Source organism: Jeotgalicoccus aerolatus (genome assembly GCF_014635205.1).
In the GTDB taxonomy this organism is placed as follows: Bacteria; Bacillota; Bacilli; order Staphylococcales; family Salinicoccaceae; genus Jeotgalicoccus; species Jeotgalicoccus aerolatus.
Genome location: NZ_BMCN01000001.1, coordinates 287,964 through 308,782, shown reverse-complemented (window position 1 = coordinate 308,782; position 20,819 = coordinate 287,964). Strand labels below are relative to the sequence as shown.

19 protein-coding genes and 1 pseudogene are annotated in these 20,819 nt (G+C 32.5%); 2 read left to right on the top strand and 18 right to left on the bottom strand.

What is annotated here, in order from left to right:
• Positions 1 to 66: 66 nt before the first annotated feature.
• Both brnQ and IEU81_RS01580 read right to left on the bottom strand, forming a co-directional pair.
• Positions 67 to 1,386, bottom strand: coding sequence for a branched-chain amino acid transport system II carrier protein (brnQ, locus tag IEU81_RS01585; protein ID WP_186089990.1), 1,320 nt, complete (start codon positions 1,384 to 1,386; stop codon positions 67 to 69).
• Positions 1,387 to 1,624: 238 nt separating this feature from the next.
• Positions 1,625 to 1,726, bottom strand: a pseudogene (locus IEU81_RS01580) (transposase); the annotation flags it as partial.
• A gap of 171 nt (positions 1,727 to 1,897) precedes the next feature.
• Between IEU81_RS01580 and IEU81_RS01575 the strand changes: the two are divergent.
• Positions 1,898 to 2,236: an ion channel gene (locus tag IEU81_RS01575; RefSeq protein WP_092594833.1), complete on the top strand. Its 339-nt coding sequence runs from the start codon at positions 1,898 to 1,900 to the stop codon at positions 2,234 to 2,236.
• An 85-nt stretch (positions 2,237 to 2,321) separates the two neighbouring features.
• On the opposite strand, the gene IEU81_RS01570 is transcribed toward IEU81_RS01575, so the two are convergent.
• Positions 2,322 to 2,912 carry a YdcF family protein gene (locus IEU81_RS01570; protein WP_186089987.1) on the bottom strand — a complete coding sequence of 197 codons (591 nt, stop codon included), beginning with the start codon at positions 2,910 to 2,912 and terminating at the stop codon, positions 2,322 to 2,324.
• Positions 2,913 to 2,995: 83 nt separating this feature from the next.
• Here IEU81_RS01570 and IEU81_RS01565 point away from each other — a divergent pair, with 83 nt between their 5' ends.
• Entirely contained in the window at positions 2,996 to 3,250 is a 255-nt protein-coding gene (locus tag IEU81_RS01565; protein ID WP_186089985.1) for a hypothetical protein, read from the top strand.
• 61 nt (positions 3,251 to 3,311) lie between these two features.
• On the opposite strand, the gene IEU81_RS01560 is transcribed toward IEU81_RS01565, so the two are convergent.
• The 15 genes from IEU81_RS01560 to IEU81_RS01495 all read right to left on the bottom strand — a co-directional run bounded on the left by IEU81_RS01560 (position 3,312) and on the right by IEU81_RS01495 (position 20,818).
• Complete coding sequence (locus IEU81_RS01560; RefSeq protein WP_231957124.1) at positions 3,312 to 4,265, bottom strand: cytochrome P450; 954 nt, start codon at positions 4,263 to 4,265, stop codon at positions 3,312 to 3,314.
• Between the two features lie 162 nt (positions 4,266 to 4,427).
• Positions 4,428 to 4,562: a hypothetical protein gene (locus tag IEU81_RS11040; RefSeq protein WP_268884127.1), complete on the bottom strand. Its 135-nt coding sequence runs from the start codon at positions 4,560 to 4,562 to the stop codon at positions 4,428 to 4,430.
• 1,210 nt (positions 4,563 to 5,772) lie between these two features.
• Entirely contained in the window at positions 5,773 to 7,056 is a 1,284-nt protein-coding gene (locus IEU81_RS01555; protein WP_186089984.1) for an O-antigen ligase family protein, read from the bottom strand.
• A gap of 22 nt (positions 7,057 to 7,078) precedes the next feature.
• Positions 7,079 to 8,404 (bottom strand): nucleotide sugar dehydrogenase, encoded by a 1,326-nt coding sequence (locus IEU81_RS01550; RefSeq protein WP_186089982.1) that lies wholly within the window; start codon positions 8,402 to 8,404, stop codon positions 7,079 to 7,081.
• A 147-nt stretch (positions 8,405 to 8,551) separates the two neighbouring features.
• On the bottom strand, positions 8,552 to 9,817 hold the full coding sequence (locus tag IEU81_RS01545; protein ID WP_186089980.1) for an oligosaccharide flippase family protein: 1,266 nt from the start codon (positions 9,815 to 9,817) through the stop codon (positions 8,552 to 8,554).
• 38 nt (positions 9,818 to 9,855) lie between these two features.
• On the bottom strand, positions 9,856 to 11,010 hold the full coding sequence (locus IEU81_RS01540; protein ID WP_186089978.1) for a glycosyltransferase: 1,155 nt from the start codon (positions 11,008 to 11,010) through the stop codon (positions 9,856 to 9,858).
• Between the two features lie 13 nt (positions 11,011 to 11,023).
• Positions 11,024 to 12,091, bottom strand: a complete 1,068-nt coding sequence (locus IEU81_RS01535; protein ID WP_186089977.1) for a glycosyltransferase — start codon at positions 12,089 to 12,091, stop codon at positions 11,024 to 11,026.
• A complete protein-coding gene (gene wecB / locus IEU81_RS01530) occupies positions 12,092 to 13,213 on the bottom strand; it encodes a non-hydrolyzing UDP-N-acetylglucosamine 2-epimerase (protein WP_186089975.1) in 1,122 nt (373 codons plus the stop codon). It lies immediately after the preceding gene.
• Positions 13,214 to 13,216: 3 nt separating this feature from the next.
• Positions 13,217 to 14,338 (bottom strand): polysaccharide biosynthesis C-terminal domain-containing protein, encoded by a 1,122-nt coding sequence (locus IEU81_RS01525; protein WP_186089974.1) that lies wholly within the window; start codon positions 14,336 to 14,338, stop codon positions 13,217 to 13,219.
• Positions 14,311 to 15,345: a polysaccharide biosynthesis protein gene (locus IEU81_RS01520; protein ID WP_186089972.1), complete on the bottom strand. Its 1,035-nt coding sequence runs from the start codon at positions 15,343 to 15,345 to the stop codon at positions 14,311 to 14,313. Before IEU81_RS01520 ends, IEU81_RS01525 begins: the two co-directional genes overlap by 28 nt.
• A 22-nt stretch (positions 15,346 to 15,367) precedes the next feature.
• Positions 15,368 to 16,588, bottom strand: a complete 1,221-nt coding sequence (locus tag IEU81_RS01515) for a glycosyltransferase family 4 protein (protein WP_186089971.1) — start codon at positions 16,586 to 16,588, stop codon at positions 15,368 to 15,370.
• An 18-nt stretch (positions 16,589 to 16,606) separates the two neighbouring features.
• Positions 16,607 to 17,464, bottom strand: coding sequence for an NAD-dependent epimerase/dehydratase family protein (locus IEU81_RS01510; RefSeq protein ID WP_186089969.1), 858 nt, complete (start codon positions 17,462 to 17,464; stop codon positions 16,607 to 16,609).
• The gene (locus IEU81_RS01505) at positions 17,461 to 18,093 is read right to left on the bottom strand and encodes a sugar transferase (RefSeq protein ID WP_186089968.1); all 633 of its coding nucleotides are present in this window, start codon (positions 18,091 to 18,093) and stop codon (positions 17,461 to 17,463) included. Before IEU81_RS01505 ends, IEU81_RS01510 begins: the two co-directional genes overlap by 4 nt.
• Before the next feature lie 114 nt (positions 18,094 to 18,207).
• Entirely contained in the window at positions 18,208 to 20,013 is a 1,806-nt protein-coding gene (locus IEU81_RS01500) for a polysaccharide biosynthesis protein (protein ID WP_186089966.1), read from the bottom strand.
• Positions 20,014 to 20,029: 16 nt separating this feature from the next.
• Positions 20,030 to 20,818, bottom strand: coding sequence for a tyrosine-protein phosphatase (locus tag IEU81_RS01495; RefSeq protein ID WP_186089965.1), 789 nt, complete (start codon positions 20,816 to 20,818; stop codon positions 20,030 to 20,032).
• Position 20,819: the final 1 nt, after the last annotated feature.

The window sequence follows — 20,819 nt, the reverse complement described above, 5'->3', positions numbered from 1 at the left end:
ATTGCCAGGCTTATTTTTTATCTGCTTAAAGGTAAAGCGCTGACTGTAATCAAACTGATTTTATAATTACTCATTCTGTCGGGATTTATCGACAGGCTTGTTCTTAATTGCATCTATTCCGTAACCGATCATGGCTGCAAGAAAGCCGGGAAGCACCCAGCCGAGTCCCTGTTCAAAGAAGGGAGCGATATCTAACAGGCCGGTGAGGAATTCCAGTTCAAACCCGATGCTGACCAATGCTTCGTACAGTGCATAGAAAGCTGTCACAGCTACCGCAAGCTGGAACATTGTTTTGCTCTTTCCGGTAATATGCTCTAACAAACTGAGAATAATCAGAATAATGGCGATAGGATAGATGAAACTCAATAAAGGCACTGCCACATGCAAAATCATATTTAAGCCTAAGTTGGATACCAGTAACCCAATGATGACAAAAATAGTAACATAGTGGGAATAAGACAGCCTTGGATAAATTTCGTTAAAAAAACTTGAGCAGGCATTGATGAGTCCGACGCATGTAGTGAGACATGCGAGCATGACGATAAGACCAAACAAAATATTTCCGCTGGTAACAAATAAGATACCTGATGCAGAGGTTAAGATTTCAGCGCCGTTTTGAAAGCTGGTCTCTCCCGGGATCACACGGCCAATCCAGCCTAAAGAAAAGTAAACCGCAACGAGACCTGTCCCGGCTACAAGAGCAGAGACAAGCGTCCCCTTGACGAGTTCCTTTTTGGATGCTGCACCTTTATCTTTCAGCGCATTGATGATGACAATTCCGAACGCCAGGGCTGCGACCGCATCCATCGTGAAATATCCTTCCAGGATTCCGGCAACCAGAGGCGCCGATGCGTACTTTCCAGCAGCTGGTGAGGAAACGTTCTCAAATGTCATAAAAGACTGGATGACAAGCACAGCTAAAACAAGCAGTAAAATGGGTGTCAGATATTGCCCGATGCGGTTCACAATTTTTTTAGGATTTAAACTGATTAAATATGTAATAGTGAAAAATATCAGTGAAAATACAAAAACGCCCCATCTGCCATCAATTTTAAAAATCTGCTGGAAACCTAATTCATAAGCCACGCTGGAAGCACGGGGAATTCCATAAAAAGCACCAATAGAAAGATAAATAATGATAGCAAAGACGATGCCGAAAATATAGTGCACACGGCTCCCCATGGAGATTAAACCGTTATCTTCCAGTGCTACAGCCATGACGGCCAGAAACGGTAAAAGAACACCTGTGATGAGAAAACCAGTAATCGCAGGCCCAAAATTGTCCCCGGATTCCCAGCCTAACAGAGGCGGGAAAATAAGATTGCCAGCGCCAAAAAATAAAGAGAAAAGCATGAATCCTATAAATAAAACATTGATTCGACTCATTATAAGCCTCCTGAACTTTGTTTAAATAAATACTGTGTCCAAATTCTCATAAGTATTGTGACTTTTAGACACGCTTAGCATCTGCCCTGTTTTCTTCTCAGGACCTGAAAAATTGAAGCTTCTTAATTATAGTACAAGTTATCGCCTGAATCAGTGCAAAATATCATATAATATGATTAAAAATGGGAAATTGCATATAAAACACCGAATCCAGGTGTAACTGCTAAAATGTTATGATGACTTCTAATTGTTCTGATACTTCTTTAACTGAAAACTCGCCGTCCATAACTAACTTAACGGCTTGAATATTAAATTGTTTATCATAGGTTCTTCTTGGCATAATAAATTCCCCATTTACTATTAAATTAATGTCCAATCTATTATACCAAGTTCACCGTTTATCCCTATAAATTTAAAAATTTTCTTTTTCCGAATCTTTTGTTTCAGCATATGCTGATGATATAATATTATTTAACAATTCATTACATTTTCTTAAAAAGGAAGTAAAACTATGATTTCATTTTTCTTAACTGCTGCCCGTTTACTTAAAGCCCTCGGGAAAGCCATGGCAAGGCCAGTTTTTCAGTCCCTGCTGCTTACATTATTTTTAATACTGCTGTCCGGCACATTATTTTATACTCAGGTAGAGGGATGGCATGTGCTTGATGCAGTTTACTTCGGAGTAGTCAGTCTTATCCCGACAGGTGTAGAAGCTGGAGTCAGTCCTTCTACCAGCACAGGAAAAATATTCACAATGATGTATTTACTCGTTGGTGTGGGGATTATGATAAGTCTGCTCGCTATGATTGCAAAAGAAGTCATTAATTATAATATTGAAAACAAGCAGTAAAATGACTTTAAAAATAAGCCAACCCGGCTCGGGCTGGCTTCTCTTCTTCATATATGAATCTTTGTAATTTTGCTTGACTGATAATTTACAGATCCGTTTCTTCCTCCGGCACATCTATAAAGTTGTATAAGCCGAGCCGGTATCCCCACAGCTTGTAAAATTCACTGAACCAGATTCTGTCTGCATAAGATCTTTCGTTCCACTTTTCACCGCCTGCACCAAGGGCTGCGATATATTTCAAGTCGTACTGCCCATCACCGACTCTGTCGTAAATCAGTTTGGACCGCTTCAGGTGATAGTCGCTGGTGACAACAAGAGCACTGTCAAAGCCGTGTTCGTCCATCAGCTTAAATGACTCAACTGCGTTAGTATAAGTACTCGTTGCTTCATACTCTTCTATAATGGCACCCTCGGGTATACCCAGCTCCACAGCAAATTCTGTACTCTGCGGATAGATATCCTCACTCTCCGGTGTAATGATGACATAGTCCGCGTAGCCTTCATGATACAGTTCGGCTGCTTTTTCCATACGGCCCTTATCTCCGCCGCCGAGCATAATAATAACATCCGCTTTTTTTGGTATGTCTGTCTCATTATGATTAAAGCTGTCTATGACTGATGTCACCATCAGCATTAAAACAATACATATGATGATGACTGTTATTCTTATTTTCATGGTTATCTCCCAGTTGTCTTGATTCATTAATAAGCATTATAATAGCACATATAACTTAAATAGAAAGTAAAGTCTGATGAGAATTGAATGAATCACTTAGAAAAGAAGATGTAATTGATGGAAGTTTCCCGATAACTTGGTTTATTGGAGAGAATGATACCGGGGATTCTAATGATGAGAACCCGTTTAATGCATTGGCAGCAAGCAAACAAGGTGAAAGATTTTACAGAGATCAGGGATGGAAAACTGAAAGAATCATTCTTAAAAATTACGGTCATCTCTTATCTGAGAATAATATTGGTATGTACGGTCAATTATTAAATGAAATGATTCTATAAAAGGATGGGGGTTAATATTTTCCCCCATCCTTCTCCATTCAATTTCATTTGATTATTTCAGTTATTTTAAACGCGTCGGTTTTATTTTCACTTTGTCATTCGGCACAGCTGGAATATCGTTGTATTCAAAGCTGAAATCCTGGTCCGGCACTTCGAATTCCAAGTGATTGACCAGAAAGTCGAGCGTTGTCCGCATGACGACTATGGTGATAAACTCCCCTGCACAGCGGTGACCGAAGTCATAAGATCCGCCGCCCTGCGGAATAAAGTTAAACGGTGTCTGCTGCCAGCCTTCAAAACGCTCTGGAGAAAATACTACAGGCTCTGACCAGTCATCAGGATGACGGTTGGTACCGTATAAGTCCAACAGCGTTAAAGTTCCTTCCTTAAACTCATAGCCCTGCCATTCGAAATCAATCGCCACACGTGCGACTGCGACCGGGAAGAAGGGATAATAGCGTCTGACTTCCTGAATGAACCATTCGAGCTGCTCCTGATTAGCATCCTGCAGTTTTTCTGCTGCCTCCGGATGCTCATGAAGAGCAAGACCCATCATGGCGACCCAGACACTAATGGCATTAATCGGACGGATAAGATTTAAGAGCTCCACTGTCGCAATTTGAGAATCTAAAAGCTCGCCGTCCAAATCTTTGTGCATAGCGAACTGATAGAGCGCTCTGTCTTTATCCGCTTCAATCTCACCATTACGCACACCTTCAATAAGCCCCTGAATCCAGTCCTCAGCCTCAGACCGTGATTTACGCCCTTTCCAGTGCTGGATTCCGAGCGCTGCAGGCGACTCGTATAAATCAACAATCTGACCCGCGCGAGTTTCAAGATCTTCACCTTTCAGCGAAACACCGACCCAGTCGCAGGCAACCTGCAGAAGTACTACCTTCGCTGCTTCGTATAACTCCACAGTATCGTTCCAATTGATTTCTGCAAAAAATTCGTGCCAGTATTTCTCTGTCAAATCCTCAATCTCATCCATGGCCTTGTTGTCCATTAAAGACATGAACATCGCTTTACGATTTTTGTGCGCATCACCGTCGAGACCCTGGACGCCCCCTTCGCCGAAGAGCGTCTTTTGTACTCTGGCGGGTGCAGCGTCACTGCGTCTGAAGCGGGTATTGTCGTAAAACAGTTCAGCCTGCTCACTGCCTGTGAGACAGATTGTCTATTCACCGAGGACACGCGTTTCGAAAATGTTTGTGTCAAGCTCCTTGTCACGATTCATGACGAACTCATAACCTTCTTTAAGAATACTTAAAGTCTTGTCAAAACCAGAATCTTTTGGCATATTTGAATTCATTTAAACACTCCTAATTAGATATGTTAAATTAGTTTTACCCTGTATGGAGATTGGATAAACTTATCCGATAAGGAGTTGTTGGAGTTAAACATATTATAATGAAAAGATAAAAAACATTTACTTGTGTTTCACAACTAGATTTAATTTAAATATACAAACACAGTATTGTTTAAAATTTATTAAGAACATTAACATTGCATTGATTATCTCACTCATTATAGAATGATTAAAAATTTTATTACTTAGATATTCCTTATACAGTATTAATTTTTATTATCATAATATGACTAAAATTTAAGACGAAATAATAAAGTTTCAAGACATAAAACACATCTATGAAATAACATATATGTGTTTTTCATTAATGCATAATAAAAATGCAAACAATTATAATTTAATTTCAATTTATATAGGTTTAAGTGTTTCTTTAATATGAAATAAGATTTATTCATTGTAGAAATAATAATTTAAAGAAATTCACTGATATACTATGGGATAGCATATTAATTAAAGAGTAACCTATCTTGAACTTGTATGATAGAGTAGATATATTATCTAAATCAATAAATATGATTAGCCTAACGCGTCTCTATATTTTTTAAAATATTTTCACTTATAATATAATGGATGGAATCTTCAGCATATTCAAAAACTATATCATTGTTTTAAATTTAACCAACCTTTTTAATAACTCACTTGTCTAAAAGGTCTTAAGAAACGGTTTAATATTATTTAACAAGTAAGTATCTTAAAATATGTTAAGCGTTTCTCTTCCCAATTGTCGGAATGTCGTTTCTTCCCTTATATTCTTTATATTATGAGTTGAATTTCTGATATACGTGAAAATCTACCGTATTACACTCTTTCTCAAGTATATCATTTTTTGAAAGCTGTTTATAAAATCGTATCCGTACACCTGGATTTCAGTCAAAATAGACACATCACCGTAGAATTACTGACTCTTAAGTTATAGACATCGAGTGTCTGAAATACGAAGTCGTATGCAGACTTCTTCAAATGATAAATAAATTTCCGTCTTTTTGTTTATTATGTGCTTATCCTTCTTTGTTGCGTTTTATTATTCCGCCGTATCCAGTACGCCTATAAAGTTATATAAATCGAAATTTTAACTCCAAAATTTTTAAAACTAGCTGAACAATTATCTATTATTAATATCATAATGCAATTAAGGAATTTTAAAAATAATGAACTACAGAGATGCTTTCGAATTTTCATAATTCTTTTCGTCATATATAATATAAATTGCAAATAATATATAACAAAATGGACCGATACTATTACTACTGAAGAAAACCATTTCTCCCATACTTACAATTATAGGAGTAATAAAAAGATATAACCTCTTCAGTAGACTTTCTTTGTTTGAAAATAAAATCAACCACATATATGTTAAAAAAATAATAAAACCTATTAATCCACTGTACGATATAACTGCAAGAATTAAGTTCCCAGGTTCCACAATAGCATCCGTAGAAAATAAAAAACTTCTATAAGGTAGAACAGGGGTGCTAAATCCATTACCCCATATAGGATTTAATTGTATGTTAGATATTAAGTTCCCAATTTGAGATTCTCTTGAAAATAAAATGTTATCAATCGATCCACCTTTAGCAAGAAAGTCTATAAAAAGATCTACAATTTTTTCATAGAAGAGTACGAATATAATCAAACTATATGAAATTAAAGCTAGGTTTATATATGTTGGCTTTAACAATAATGAACATAAAATTTTTAAGCTCAAAACTACTAGTGCAGAAATTAGAGCAGTCCTTGAATCGGAAATGCTTATCATAACGAGTGTCATAATTATATTAAGGTAGTCCATTTTTTTAAGTGGCCCAGATACTATAAGCGCTAGATACATAACAAAAAATATGCCGAACATATTAGGATGATCTAAAATACCTTGAAATGCACGTCCATTAGTTTCATATGCTAAAGGTAAAGGGATTGTAATCAATGAAAGATATAGTATAATTGTTAGGCAATTTTTCAACCAATAAAATACATTGAATGTATAGCTACTACGTGCTACTCCAATCATAACACCACAGAATACCAAAACATAAAAAACAAGTTTTGCTATTGATACTATGGGTAAACTTCCGAAAAAAAGAGAAACAAAAATATTATATATAAAAAATAAGAGAATTGTTAAAAGTATTGGATTTAATTTATATTTATATCTCAAATGAATCTCATTATACTTACTTATTAAATATAACCCAGATAATGACAATATCCCCATCTTTACAAATTCAAGTGTGTTAGTCGACACTGCTAATTCTGGGTTTATTATTGTTCTTATAAAGATTAATATTATTATTTTTAAAGCACCAGTACTTTTTTGCATAAAGAGAAATAATATCAACACATAAAACAATAATAGCGTAAAAGTATTTAATAAACTTAATAAAAAGATAACTGTTAGCAGTACTGTTTCGATTGAACTTTTTTTTAATTTTAGCAACATCGATTCACTCCTATATTGCTAATTAAAGCTTCCAAAAATTAAATCCATAATTAGATAACTGCTGACTAGAAAAAATATTCTTAACATCAATAACTATTTTTTCATTGTCGTTTATATTTTGTTTAAACATTCTATTTATTTTATTTAATGATAGGTCTTTAAACTCATTATGAGCTACAGCAAAAACTAAACAATCTGCATCTTTTATAGAATCGATAGATTCTAAATCAATACCATATAGTTCTTTAGTTTCTTTCTTATCAGCCTGTTCATCTACATATGTTACCTCTATACCGAACTCTTCCAGTTTCTTTACAATATCAAATACTTTCGAATTTCTTGTATCAGGACAATTTTCTTTAAAAGTAACACCTAACAAAACTACTTTAGCATTTTTAACTAATTTATTACTTTCTATTAATTTTTTCACAATAGTATTTCCGATATATTCACCCATAGAATCATTTATTTTTCTTCCTGATAATATAATCTGGCTATGGTATCCTAATTTTTCAGCTTCATATATGAAGTAATATGGATCAACCCCAATGCAATGTCCACCTACTAACCCTGGATAAAAAGGCAATGCATTCCATTTTGTATTCATGGCTTCTAAAACTTGGCTTGTATCAATATTCATTTTATCAAAAACTACAGCTAGTTCATTCATGAATGCTATATTAATATCTCTTTGGCTATTTTCGACAACCTTTGCCGCTTCAGCTACTTTAATAGAATTTACTTTATGGGTCCCAGCTGTTATAACTAACTCATAAACTTCAGATATTGTTTCCAAAGATTCTTTATCCACACCTGATACAATTTTAATTATATTTTTTAAAGTATTAACTTTATCGCCTGGATTAATTCGTTCCGGAGAATAACCTACTTTAAAATCAACACCGCACACTAAACCAGATTCTTCTTCTAGTATAGGAATACATATATCTTCTGTAACACCTGGGTAAACTGTAGATTCAAATACTACATATGCCCCTTTTTTTAAGTTTTCTCCAATAGTTTTAGTAGCCTTCTGAATCGGTAATAAGTCAGGAGTTTTATCAACTTTAATAGGGGTCGGAACTGATACAATATGGAAATCTACATTTTTAAGTAATTTCTCATCAGATGTGAAATTTATCTCAGAACTTTTAACAGCTTCATTTCCAATTTCTTTTGTCGGATCTATTCCTTTTCTCAAAATCTTAATCTTATCGGAATTTATATCAAATCCTACAACATTCATTATTTTGGAGAATTCAAAAGCGATTGGTAACCCTACGTATCCAAGCCCTATCACTGAAAGCGTGGCATCTTTATTTAATAATTTTTCGCTCAACTTATACATATAATCTCTCCTTATTTTAATTTATTAATTTTTTTCATTTAAAAATGAAATTTCACCCATAATGTAGATAAGTAATGAATAATTTCTTTCTAACCATAAGTATTTGTGTTTTTATAGTGCAGATGATTATTAAAAGTAAGAAGAAAATCAAATTTTCACATATCTTTTCAGTAATACATAAGACCATGTAAAAAGTATTCCATTCATAAAAAAGATAATACAACTATAAATAAAAATGTAATGTACGGGTTCTATATTTAAACTGTAACTAATAACAAATAGTACACATAACAATAGAATTTGAATTAGATTTATATAAAACTTGTATTTTTGTTTCTCAATTAATTCAAATATTTTATTCACAGGATGGAAAGTCATCTTAGCTATTAATACTATACTAAGTAACTGACTAAATACTCCTGCGTAATACCAATCATTACCAAATATAAACACAAAGAGGCGTGGGCCTAATAATATTAAAATAATTGCTGGTATAAATGAAATTAATGCCATTTTTAATACCACTCGCTTACATAAAGCAATAATACTTAAAGGTTTATTTTTAATTGATTTTGCTGATTCACTATAAAAAACATCTGCAATTGAATCACCTATAATAGCTATTGGGAGCATAATAATTGTATGAGCAAGTGAGTAATAACCTACTGTCTCCGGTTCGAATAAAACACTGATAGTTAAAAGTGGAAATTGTGTGGCAAAGACTACTATTAAACTATTAGGAGCCATATAAAATGCAAAATCCTTGAATCGGTAAAGTACATTAAATATATCTTTAAGTTTTGTATCTCGTAAAATATTTTTTAATCTAGAAAATTCTCCTTTTGCTAACGATAAAAAACCTAAACTACCAGTAACTATTCTCGCAACTGCTAAGCCCATCACACTAAATCCGAGTAATCCAAAAATTACCTTAGCTATGTTTCCACTAGCACTTTGTATGACGCTTGCTTTCGAAATTTCTTTGTATAAATTTTTTCTTATAGCCCATTCTCTTGAAATATTGAATAAAGATATTAGTAAAGCACCCAATGGTATTAACAGAACAATGTATTCGAAATTCTCAAATCCAAAAATATTATTAATCTGAGTTCTAAATAAAAATATATTCAACAATAATAATAAGTTGAAAAAAATTGAAATAAGTACAGAACTAATAAATAGAATTAAAGCTTGGTTATCTGACTTCGCAATTGGAATCGCCATTTCATATTTTAATGTAGCTATACTAAAAAGCCCGATAAAGACTGTAAAGATCGCTACTATCCCAAATTCCTCTGGTGTATATATTCTAGTAATTATAGGAGAAAATAAGATATTAAGAAGTTGAGCAAATGCAGTGCCTGTAAAAATAATTAAAAAGCTAGAGAAAATTTTATTTTTTTTAAAATTCATTTTATTACCTCAACTATATCTTCTTGTTTATTCCAACATCAATTATCAATACTTTTCCTCGCTATTACAGAGTAGTAGAAATTCTCTTTATAACTACTCTGAGCAACTGCTTGCATTCTGATATAGTCATTTTCATTTGCTAATATTTGATTAATCTTTGTGGTCATTTCATTTGAAGAATCATTCCTTAAATATTTTATGTTTCCACCAAAGTCCAAATGCGATATACCATCTAAGTCTTTAACTAGCAAGGGCTTACCTATTGCTACAACTTGTTCCCAAAAAACAGAATGACCTCCAGGGAAACAAACTAAATCAGCTGTGTTAAATATTTCATATGTTTCTTTAGCATTTATCCAACCTATATATCGAATTTTTTCTGTTAAATTTTTGTCAAATTCTTGTTTTAAAGTAGGATCAATTGATCCGAATATCAATAATTTTAAATTTGCGTTATTTATATTATTAATCGCTTTCATTAAATTAATAATCTGCTTTTTTCCATTATCAATTTTCCCTCCTGTTACAATTAGAAAATCTTTTTTATCTATATCAAATTCCCGACGTCTTTTCACTACTCTCTCATCATTAATGTAGTTTTTTATATATTCGTCATCTGCCCCTAATACCAATAATTCAGTTAAATTTGAAGGTATAGAGTAGAAATCTTCCAAAAATTTTACTCGTGCTGGCAGTACACCATAAAATTTTTGTGTATACGGTAATATTTTTTGCGCTAAAAACCTCCAAATCACTCTGTGTAGAATCCATTTTGAAAAAAAGTTTTGAGCACTATTATTCAAATCAGCGTGATTATCTATATATAATTTTACTTTAGAGTTGTGTTTCATAAATTTAATAATAGTGAGTAAATCTAAAAATTGTACTCCATGCACAAAAATTATATCTGGATTTTCCTTATTGATATTTCGGAATAAATTTTTGTATAGTTTGAACTTAGAATTAATATTAGTTTTAAATTTGTTTTTTAATCTAATAACTTTAACATCATCTTCATTAATGTAAAGTTGTTTATTGTCGATAGTTATTTTACCATTTGTTCCCCATACATACTGTGATGTGATCATTGTAACTTCATGCCCATTTTTAACTTGATATTTAGTTAATAAATTATCTTGATATGTCCAGTTATCTGTAACAGGACCACATAAGTTAATGTGTACGATTTTCATACCAGTCAATCCTTTATAATTTTATTACTTTCTCGACTAAAGAGTTTTCAACATTTTTTGTAGCACATTTTTTTCCATTAGTCTTTATTTCACCTTTTATAATGTCATGCATATATGAAGATAATTCATCTGCATCATACCATTTAAAAAAATAAACATTATTGTAGTTCTCTAGAACTTCTCGAGAATATGGTTCGTCAGCCACAAGTATAATAGAATTACTTTTTTTGGCCTCTATTAATGGTAAACCAAAAGTTTCAATATATGAGGGGAAAACTAGTATTGATGATTTATAAAAATTTAATACTTCGCTGTGAGAAAGCTGTCCCATGTATTTTATTGGCAAGTCTAATTTTTGATATGTTTTTAATAGCTTTTTATTTTTTTTAATGGAATCTTCATCAATAGTAAGGATTATTTCAAAATTATTTACCTTTCTATCTTTTAATATCTTAATTGCTTCGAATATTACTTGATGATTTTTATATAATTCAAACGAAGCAGGATAAAAAAAACGATATGGATTCTGTTCTAAATAAAATTCGCTTACCTCTATATTAGGAACTCGCGGGTTTACTACAGTAACTTTATTAGAATTAATATTTGTCTTTTTTATACATGCAGATTTAAACCATTGAGTTTGCACTATAATTTGATCTGCTTTTTTAATAGATTTAAATATAAGTTTACTTATAATATTCTGATATACCCAAAGTTTAAAATTTTCTCTAATTTTTATTTTATATTTACTGAAGGGTATTGCTTGATGAACATATAAAATTTGATATTTATTACTAGGTATTAATGTATTTTGTAAAGAAAAAATTTTATCAGGATTTAAACGTTTAATAATCTTCTTTGAATAAAAATAATCAAAATATAATCGATGAAGCCAAGATTTTTTAATCCATGGATAATTATGGATTTTAACGTTCTGTTCTTCTCTAAACACTGGTGTACTAAGAATAAAATGCCATTCAATTTTTTCATTTTTATACGAAATTGTCTCTTTATAAAAATCTGTTAATATAGACAAAGCGCCACCTGTCGAAGCCGGAACATCAAAAACAACAATTTTCATTTATTTTAACCATACTTTTCTATTAATATAATCTGTATACGAAACAATAATCCTCAACACTTTATCAGAAACATTTGTAATATTGTAATCCTTCACTTCATGTTTTTCAGTGATACGTTGATTTAAAATATTCAATCCTTGTAAAATTCTTTTTTTCTCAAGACCTACCATCATCACCGCAGCTTCTTCCATAGCTTCAGGGCGCTCATGGGCTTCTCTTATATTTAATGCTTTTAGTCCTAGAATTGCTGTCTCTTCACTAATTGTCCCACTATCGCTTAAAACTGCTTTAGCACTTTTCTGTAACTTAATGTAATCATTGAATCCTAATGGCTTAACCGTCTTAATATGTTTGTTAAATGCTATATTCAACTCATCAATTCTTTTTTGAGTTCTAGGGTGAGTGCTTACTATAACCGGCATATCATATTGTTCTGCAATAGCATTTAAACTTTCAACTAAATTATTGAAATTACGGTCTGAGCTGATGTTCTCTTCTCTATGAGCTGAAACTACAAAATAATTATCTTTTTCTAAACCGAGATCTTCAACAACTTTTGATATCTCAATATCTTCTAACCTTGAATTGATTACTTCTTTCATAGGACTTCCAGTTTTAATTATACGATCAGCTGGCAGACCTTCACGTAACAAGTATTCTCTTGCTATAGAACTGTATGTAAGATTCATATCAGAAATATGGTCTACTATTTTTCTATTTGTTTCTTCCGGTACTCTCTGGTCGAAACATCTATTTCCAGCCTCCATATGGAAGATAGGAACTTTCTTTCTTTTAGCTGCAATAGCACATAAACAACTATTAGTATCTCCTAATACTAGAAATGCATCGGGATTTACTTTGTCAAGTATAGGGTCAATTGCAATTAGTATATTACCTATAGTCTCAACAGCAGTTCCTGTTGCAGAATTTAAGAAATAATCAGGTTTCCTTAAATTAAAGTCATTAAAGAATACTTCATTTAACTCATAGTCATAATTCTGACCTGTATGTACAAGTACATGCTCAATTGCTTCAGAAGATTCTAGTTTATTAATCACTGCTGACAATCTAATGATTTCCGGCCGTGTACCTACTACCGTCATAACCTTTAATTTTTTCATAAATTAAACCTCCTCAAAATAAGTATCCGGATTGTTTGGATCAAATAACTCATTTGCCCACATTACCGTAACCATATCTGAATGTCCTAAATTTTCTATGTTATGAGTATATCCAGTTGGTATATCAACCACTTCAAGTTTATCTCCGCTCACATGATACTTAATTACTTCATCTGTACCATACTTTCTAAACCTGATGACACCCTCACCTGAAACTACTAAAAATTTTTCGTTTTTTGTATGATGCCAATGATTCCCTTTAACAATTCCAGGTTTAGAAATATTAATCGAAACTTGTCCATTTTCTTCTGTCTTTAAAAATTCTGTAAATGATCCACGGTTATCAACGTTCATTTTTAAATTATAAGCAAACTCATCTATATCCAAATAGCTTAAATATGTACTGTATAATTTCTTGAATAGACCTTTACTCAAATCTGGAACCATACGATTCTCTCTACTTAACTTAAATGACTCCAATTTACTAGCCAGTTTTCCTAAAGTAATCTCATAAACTGGACCAACTTCTTTAAATCCTGATTTTAAATCTTCAAAGTCATCAAGAAGTGATTTAAATTCTTTAATAACATCATCAATATATACTAAATTCAGCATATGGTTTTCATCATTAATATGTATGTCAATATTATGTGAAATGTTGTGACAGAAAGTAGCCACTACGCTGTTATAATTCGGTTTACACCATTTACCGAAAACATTAGGTAATCTATAAATAAAGACTTTAGATTTAAACTCTTCTGAGAAGTTTAACAATACTTGTTCCCCAGCTTTTTTACTGAGACCATATGCATTATCACTTACTGCTTGTATAGATGAAGAAAGAACTATTGCTGGTTTATAATCTTGCTCTTTAATAATCTCAATAATTTCATTCGTAAAGTTTCTGTTACCTTCTATAAACTCACTATCGTTCTTAGGTCTGTTTACACCAGCAAGATGGAAAACGATATCTGCTTTACTTAGATAATCTTTTAATGTGTCTTTCGAAGTATCTCTTACTACTTTCTTAATAATAAGATTTTCGTTCTTATTTAATTCAGCAACAAGATTCTTTCCAATAAAACCATTAGCGCCAGTTATAACAACATTGAGTGATTTTTCCATTGTTTTAACTCCTCACGAACATATTCTAATTCTATGAGTTTCTCTTTAATTTCATCAATGCTTAAACGTTTAGTGTTATGCGAATTATATTCGTCTTGGGTAGATAATTCTTTATCTCCCTTATCAAAATACTTCTCATAATTTAAGTCTCTTGTGTCTGCAGGTACTCTGTAGAAATCACCTTTATCTTCTGCAACTAAATGTTCTTCTCTAGTTAAAAGAGTCTCATATAGTTTCTCACCATGACGAGTACCGATAATTTTAACTTCATTTTCAGCATTGAATAATTCTTTGATAGCTACAGCTAAGTCTCTAATCGTAGAAGCAGGTGATTTTTGAACCATAATATCTCCTGCATTAGCATTGTTAAATGCAAAAACAACTAATTCTACCGCATCTTCTAAACTCATTAAAAATCTAGTCATATCAGGATCTGTAATAGTTAATGGTTCGCCATTTTTGATTTGCTCTATAAACAATGGAATAACTGATCCGCGAGAAGCCATTACGTTGCCATAACGTGTACCACAAATTAATGTGTTTTCTACTGGTACAGTTCTTGATTTCGCCACGAATACTTTTTCCATCATAGCTTTGGAAATCCCCATAGCATTAATGGGATACGCTGCTTTATCAGTAGAAAGACAGATTACCTTTTTCACTCCACTTTCAGTTGATGCAGTAAGCACATTTTCTGTACCTATCACATTAGTCTTAACAGCTTCCATAGGAAAGAATTCACAGCTTGGGACTTGTTTATACGCCGCTGCATGAAAAACATAATCTACATTATAAAGTGCATTTTTCACACTCTCTTTTTCACGTACATCACCTAAATAAAATGATATTTTTTTATTTTTATATTTTTTCCTCATATCATCTTGTTTTTTTTCATCACGAGAAAATATACGTATTTCTTTTATATCAGTTTCAAGAAATCTATCTAAAACTGCATTTCCAAAGGAACCTGTTCCTCCAGTTATTAGCAACGTTTTATCTTTAAACATTATTAAACTCCCTTCTTTTAAATCATTTACTCATCTCAAACCAACGATCCATACTATCTAATAATTTGTTTTTATTAAAATTTAACTTAGAGTACTGAATTGCATTATCTGACATTTGTTTTATTTCTGCAGGTGTTTTAAAAACTAAATGTTGAATATTTGAAGCTAATGTTTGAACATCTCCCGCATCACTACATACTCCTGCTCCAGATTCATTAATAACATCTTGTATTTCTCCATCCGCTGATACGATTATTGGTAACCCACATGCTAAACATGATTGTGTTTTTGCTGGAATCGTCATGGAAAAAACCTTATTTTTTGATAAACTTATCAATGTTGCGTCGCATACGGACATAAAATCCGGGATTCTAGTCGCAGGTTGTTTTTGTATGAAGTTGAACATTTCAGTAACCTCATATGTATTTACTAAGCCCATTAATTTATCTTTAAAACGTCCATCTCCGACTATATTAAACCGAACATTAATTTCCTGTTTTTTTAATAAGCGAGCAACCTCTGGAAGTATACCTAGTCCCTGTGCTGTTCCAATATTACCAGCAAAAATAATATTAAATTTATTATCTTTAGGAATTTCAGGAACTCTTACCGTTTCTTTATCAACTGGAGTATAAAAGTCTTCTGCATATTGAGGCCAAAATTCTAACTTTTCTATTGGAACTCCACGATTATTAATAGACTTTATAAAGTTTTTAGAAGATGTAAATATTTTATCAGAATGTTTGTAAATATAATCAACCATAGCACCAATTGTATTTAAAACTGCCTTATTCTTAATTCCTGTAACAATTTCTACATTTTCTGGCCAAAGATCTGTTACATATAGATAGCAAGGTATCTTTCTTTTTTTTGCATACCAGACACCAGGTAAAGCTTGGGTCATAGGGGACACTTCATATATGTATACATAATCAGCTTTTATTTTTGTGAATGTTTTCCAGAAGAATCCAGATATTACAAAAGATAAATAGTTTAGAGATAACATTATTGAATTGTTCCCCCTTGCTACAAGCGGAATTCTAATAATTTCTATACCATTATATGTTTCTTTTCTTTTTTTAAATAATCCGTAACCTTTGTAATATTCACCCTGAGGATAATTTGGGATACCGGTTATAACTGTTACTTTGTAACCACGATTAACCCACTCAGTACAAATATCATTTATTCTGAATTGTTCTGGGTAAAAATATTGTGCAATAACGAGAATATGCTTTTTCAATTGAACCGACCTCTTTCGCTATTTTTCAGTAGCAACTATCGTCTCTTTCATGGTTTTCACTCTATATTGTTCTTTATATTCACTCATGCTCTTTTCATATACTAAATTACCAAAAACTTTATTTATAATCCCAACTCGTCCTAACATGGCATTGATAATAGGATTAAATAGTTTTGTTAACCTTATATTTCTGCCATGAGTTTCAGCAATCATTTGCACCATTGAACTAGTTTTTACATATTCTTTGTTCTGCGGAAAGAAAAGACCACTTTCTTCTTTATCAATCATTAATTTGATAAACTCAGATAAATTGTCTATATGAAGCATACTTCGTTGGTTTTCAAAATCAGGGAAAAAAGGAAGTTTCTTTGCAGCTTTAGATAGTTTAGGATAGTTTCCCTTAGAGTCTTTTCCATATATCATTGGTGGTCTTACGACAACAACTTTGAAATTAGCATCATTAAGTGGCATGATTTTTTCTTCCGCTTGAAGTTTACTATTTCCATAAAAGTTACTAGGGGTAGGAATTGTATCTAGTTTTATTATTCTTTTATCACTTCTACTGTCTCCATATACTATAATGCTACTCATAAAAATAAATTGCTTTACTTTATCTTTTTTTGCTTTTTGAGCAACTTCGTTAGTAAGATCACGATTCACTTTATAGTATTGATTCTCCATACTTGGATCTGTGGAAACATGTGCAATTCCTGCAACATGAAATACTACATCATATCCTGAAAAACTTTCCTGTTTCCAAGAGTCATCACGTAAACTAATGGTGTTAATAGAGTAATCATTCGGACAATTCGTTAACCATGTAATTAAACCATTTCCAACGTAACTATTATTACCAGTTACTAAAATTTTTTTCATTTATATTTCTCCTTATTACTTGAAGACTCTTCATCACCGATACCTTTTCTTCCACCTTCTACAACACCATCATTTTTTGCTACATTTAATATTGTCCCAAAAAAACACTTAACGTCCATCTTTAGTCCAATATTCTCAACATATTCTCCATCTAGTCTAGATTTTAATGGAATTGATAATTCATCTCGTCCATTGATTTGTGCCCAACCAGTTAAACCGACAGGTACATCATTTGCATTATATTTATCCCGTTCTTCTATAAGATCATCTTGATTCCATAGTGCTGGTCTTGGACCAATGATACTCATCTCACCTTTTAATATATTAATAATTTGCGGAAGTTCATCTAAACTAGTTTTCCTAAGAAATCTCCCGCTTTTTGTTATAAAAACATTTGGATTATCTAGTAGATGCGTAGGTGTATCTTTAGGAGTATCTGTTCTCATCGTTCTAAATTTTAATATATAGAAATATTTTTTATTCATTCCTATACGTTTCTGTTTAAAGAATACAGGGCCTTTTGAATCAATTTTTATAATTACCGCCAATATAAGAAATAATGGCCATAATAATATCATAGCTAACAAAGATAATATAAAATCAATTTTTCTCTTTACTTTCAAGTACATATTCAGATTACTCCTTACCTATGGATTTTATATATGCTCTTTAGTAATTTCTTCTTTCTATTTATAGAATAAACTTACGTACTTTAATAAATTACATCTAGTAAAAAATAATCGTTACACTTTATTTTTATTAACAAAATTAAGCAATAATTCTTTAATGTTATTTTCTTCTTCGAGACTAATGATGAACTTGTTAATTTCTACTAATGGATACAGTGCGGTTTTACCTATATATATTTTTGAATAGACTTGATTTGGATGTATTTCATCTTCATTTAGAAGTTCTTCATACAACTTCTCTCCAGGTCTGATGCCACTATATCTAATACCTATTTCTTCTTCGCTATAACCGCTTAACGTAATCATATTTTTAGCTAAATCTAGTATTTTTACAGGTTCTCCCATATCCAGAACGAAAACTTCTCCGCCTTCTGCTAAAGTACCCGCCTGGATTACCAATCTAGAAGCTTCGGGAATAGTCATAAAGTATCGTGTCATTCTTTTATCTGTGATAGTAATCGGCCCGCCATCTTCAATCTGTTTTCTGAACTTAGGTATAACAGATCCACGACTCCCTAAAACATTACCAAATCTTACTGCTACCAATGTCGTATTAGGGTATTGTTTATTAAGTGATTGAATTATCATTTCTGCAACTCTTTTGGTTGCACCCATAACGTTAGGTGGATTCACAGCTTTATCAGTCGATATCATTACAAATTTTGAGACTCCATTTTCACAAGATGCTTCTGATGTATTTTTTGTACCTAGTATATTGTTCTTCACAGCTTCTCTAGGATTATATTCCATCAATGGAACATGTTTGTGCGCTGCGGCATGATAAACAATGTTAGGCTTATATTCATTAAAAATTTCAAAAATTCTTTCTCTATCTTGAATGTCTGCAATAATTGGAATGTACTCAACGTTATTATTAAAATTAGAAACCTCTTCTAAAATAGAATAAATACTATTTTCTCCATGCCCTAGCATTATAATTGTACGCGGTTGGAATTTCGTAATCTGTCTAACAATCTCTGATCCGATACTGCCTCCAGCCCCAGTAACTAGTATAATTTTACCTCTTACTTGTTCTTCTATTCCTTCAGTATCAAGTTCTACAGGTTCTCTTCCCAGAAGGTCTTCAACTTCTACTGTTTTTAGAGCATTTACTTCTACTCGACCAGACATAATATCATCAATATTTGGCATAATCATTACTTCAACATTGTCTGCACTTGCAAGGCTATGAATCTCTTTAAGTTCTGATTTTGATAACGAAGGAATCGCTATGACCACTTTTTGAATATCATATTTTTTAATCAGCTGTTGAATATCTTCACGTTTTCCTTCTACTATTACTCCGCCGTTCAGTTCCATCTTTTGTTTAAATGGATCATCATCCACAGCAACAATCGGATTCATTCCCATCGAAGGTGTATCAAGCATTTGTCTAACTAACATCGAACCACCCTTACCCGCACCTACAATCAAAGTACGGACAAGTTTACTTTCTTTAGAACTTTTACCAATGAAATATTTACGCCAAACTCTCCATGAGAGTCTCGATCCTCCAATAAGAATTAAATGCATCATCCAAGTAATTACCATTAATCTTGTAAAGGTTGTGTGGAATATCAATATATTTAATATGTATGTTGTGACTATTGAAGCAGTGACTGCCTGAGTAATAGAAATGAGTTCACGTACACTCGCATATTCCCAGGCACGATGATATAAATTAAATATGTAAGCAAATACATGATGACTAATTAGTAGTACTATTGAAGTCACTGCCAGTTCAGGCAACGTGTATGCCAAAAAAAACGGCGCCAGAATATAATATCCTGCAAACACCGAAAACGTAACTATGATTGAATCCACTAACAAGAGTAAGAAGTACCTTTCTTTTGCTCCCATTCCAACACACCTTTTCCTAAAATAGACCTAAAAATTTCTTTCTCTTTTTAACTTTCTTACTATCTGATTTATACTGAACCGGTGCCTTCACTTTAACTTCCTTATTATGAAGTATCGCTTCTGCATTATATTTCAAATATTTCACATACGATGCACCTAACTCTTCTTCAATTATTTCGTATGCTTCTTTCAGCAGAAACGGCCGATTTTCAGCATGATGTGCATCACTGCCGACAATATGGATTAAATTATTCTCAATCATTTTCAGGCTTGCTCGCTGAAGTCCTTCACCAAGTTTTCCGGCTACAGAAGTTGCAGTGACTTGTGCAATCGCACCTTTTTCAATGAAGTCATATAATTTTTCAAGATTATCTTTTAATGGTCTACACCTTTCAGGATGAGCAATCACCGGTGTATAACCTTTCATCTGCAATTCAAAGAATAGTTTTTCTGCATAAGCCGGCACTTCTGTAAACGGGAATTCAACCAATACATAAGAAGAATGATTCAATGAAAGATTCAATCCCGCTTCAAGCTCTTCAACAAGATCGCCGTTAATTCTGATTTCCTGACCCGGATAGACATTAATATTAATATCATTCTCTTTAACAATATTTTTTAAATCTTCCATTTCAGTTAAAATTTTACTTCCATGATTAACGAAATCCCCACTATAATGATGTGGGGTTACGATGATGTCGGTAATTCCATTTTCCTGTGCCTGGTGAAGCAAATCTAATGCATCCTGTTCTGTTGCGGGACCGTCATCTGCTCCGACCATCAAGTGATTATGGATATCAATCATT

Bases quoted from the DNA above. Each gene is read 5' to 3' on its own strand.
- IEU81_RS01545 (WP_186089980.1), bottom strand. From the start codon at position 9,817: ATGAATTTTAAAAAAAATAAAATTTTCTCTAGCTTTTTAATTATTTTT.
- IEU81_RS01505 (WP_186089968.1), bottom strand. From the start codon at position 18,093: ATGTACTTGAAAGTAAAGAGAAAAATTGATTTTATATTATCTTTGTTA.
- wecB (WP_186089975.1), bottom strand. From the start codon at position 13,213: ATGAAAAAATTAAAGGTTATGACGGTAGTAGGTACACGGCCGGAAATC.
- IEU81_RS01495 (WP_186089965.1), bottom strand. From the start codon at position 20,818: ATGATTGATATCCATAATCACTTGATGGTCGGAGCAGATGACGGTCCC.
- IEU81_RS01555 (WP_186089984.1), bottom strand. From the start codon at position 7,056: ATGTTGCTAAAATTAAAAAAAAGTTCAATCGAAACAGTACTGCTAACA.
- IEU81_RS01520 (WP_186089972.1), bottom strand. From the start codon at position 15,345: ATGTTTAAAGATAAAACGTTGCTAATAACTGGAGGAACAGGTTCCTTT.
- IEU81_RS01575 (WP_092594833.1), top strand. From the start codon at position 1,898: ATGATTTCATTTTTCTTAACTGCTGCCCGTTTACTTAAAGCCCTCGGG.
- IEU81_RS01550 (WP_186089982.1), bottom strand. From the start codon at position 8,404: ATGTATAAGTTGAGCGAAAAATTATTAAATAAAGATGCCACGCTTTCA.
- IEU81_RS01560 (WP_231957124.1), bottom strand. From the start codon at position 4,265: ATGTCTTTAATGGACAACAAGGCCATGGATGAGATTGAGGATTTGACA.
- IEU81_RS11040 (WP_268884127.1), bottom strand. From the start codon at position 4,562: ATGAATTCAAATATGCCAAAAGATTCTGGTTTTGACAAGACTTTAAGT.
- IEU81_RS01570 (WP_186089987.1), bottom strand. From the start codon at position 2,912: ATGAAAATAAGAATAACAGTCATCATCATATGTATTGTTTTAATGCTG.
- brnQ (WP_186089990.1), bottom strand. From the start codon at position 1,386: ATGAGTCGAATCAATGTTTTATTTATAGGATTCATGCTTTTCTCTTTA.
- IEU81_RS01535 (WP_186089977.1), bottom strand. From the start codon at position 12,091: ATGAAAATTGTTGTTTTTGATGTTCCGGCTTCGACAGGTGGCGCTTTG.
- IEU81_RS01525 (WP_186089974.1), bottom strand. From the start codon at position 14,338: ATGGAAAAATCACTCAATGTTGTTATAACTGGCGCTAATGGTTTTATT.
- IEU81_RS01510 (WP_186089969.1), bottom strand. From the start codon at position 17,464: ATGAAAAAAATTTTAGTAACTGGTAATAATAGTTACGTTGGAAATGGT.
- IEU81_RS01500 (WP_186089966.1), bottom strand. From the start codon at position 20,013: ATGGGAGCAAAAGAAAGGTACTTCTTACTCTTGTTAGTGGATTCAATC.
- IEU81_RS01540 (WP_186089978.1), bottom strand. From the start codon at position 11,010: ATGAAAATCGTACACATTAACTTATGTGGTCCTGTTACAGATAACTGG.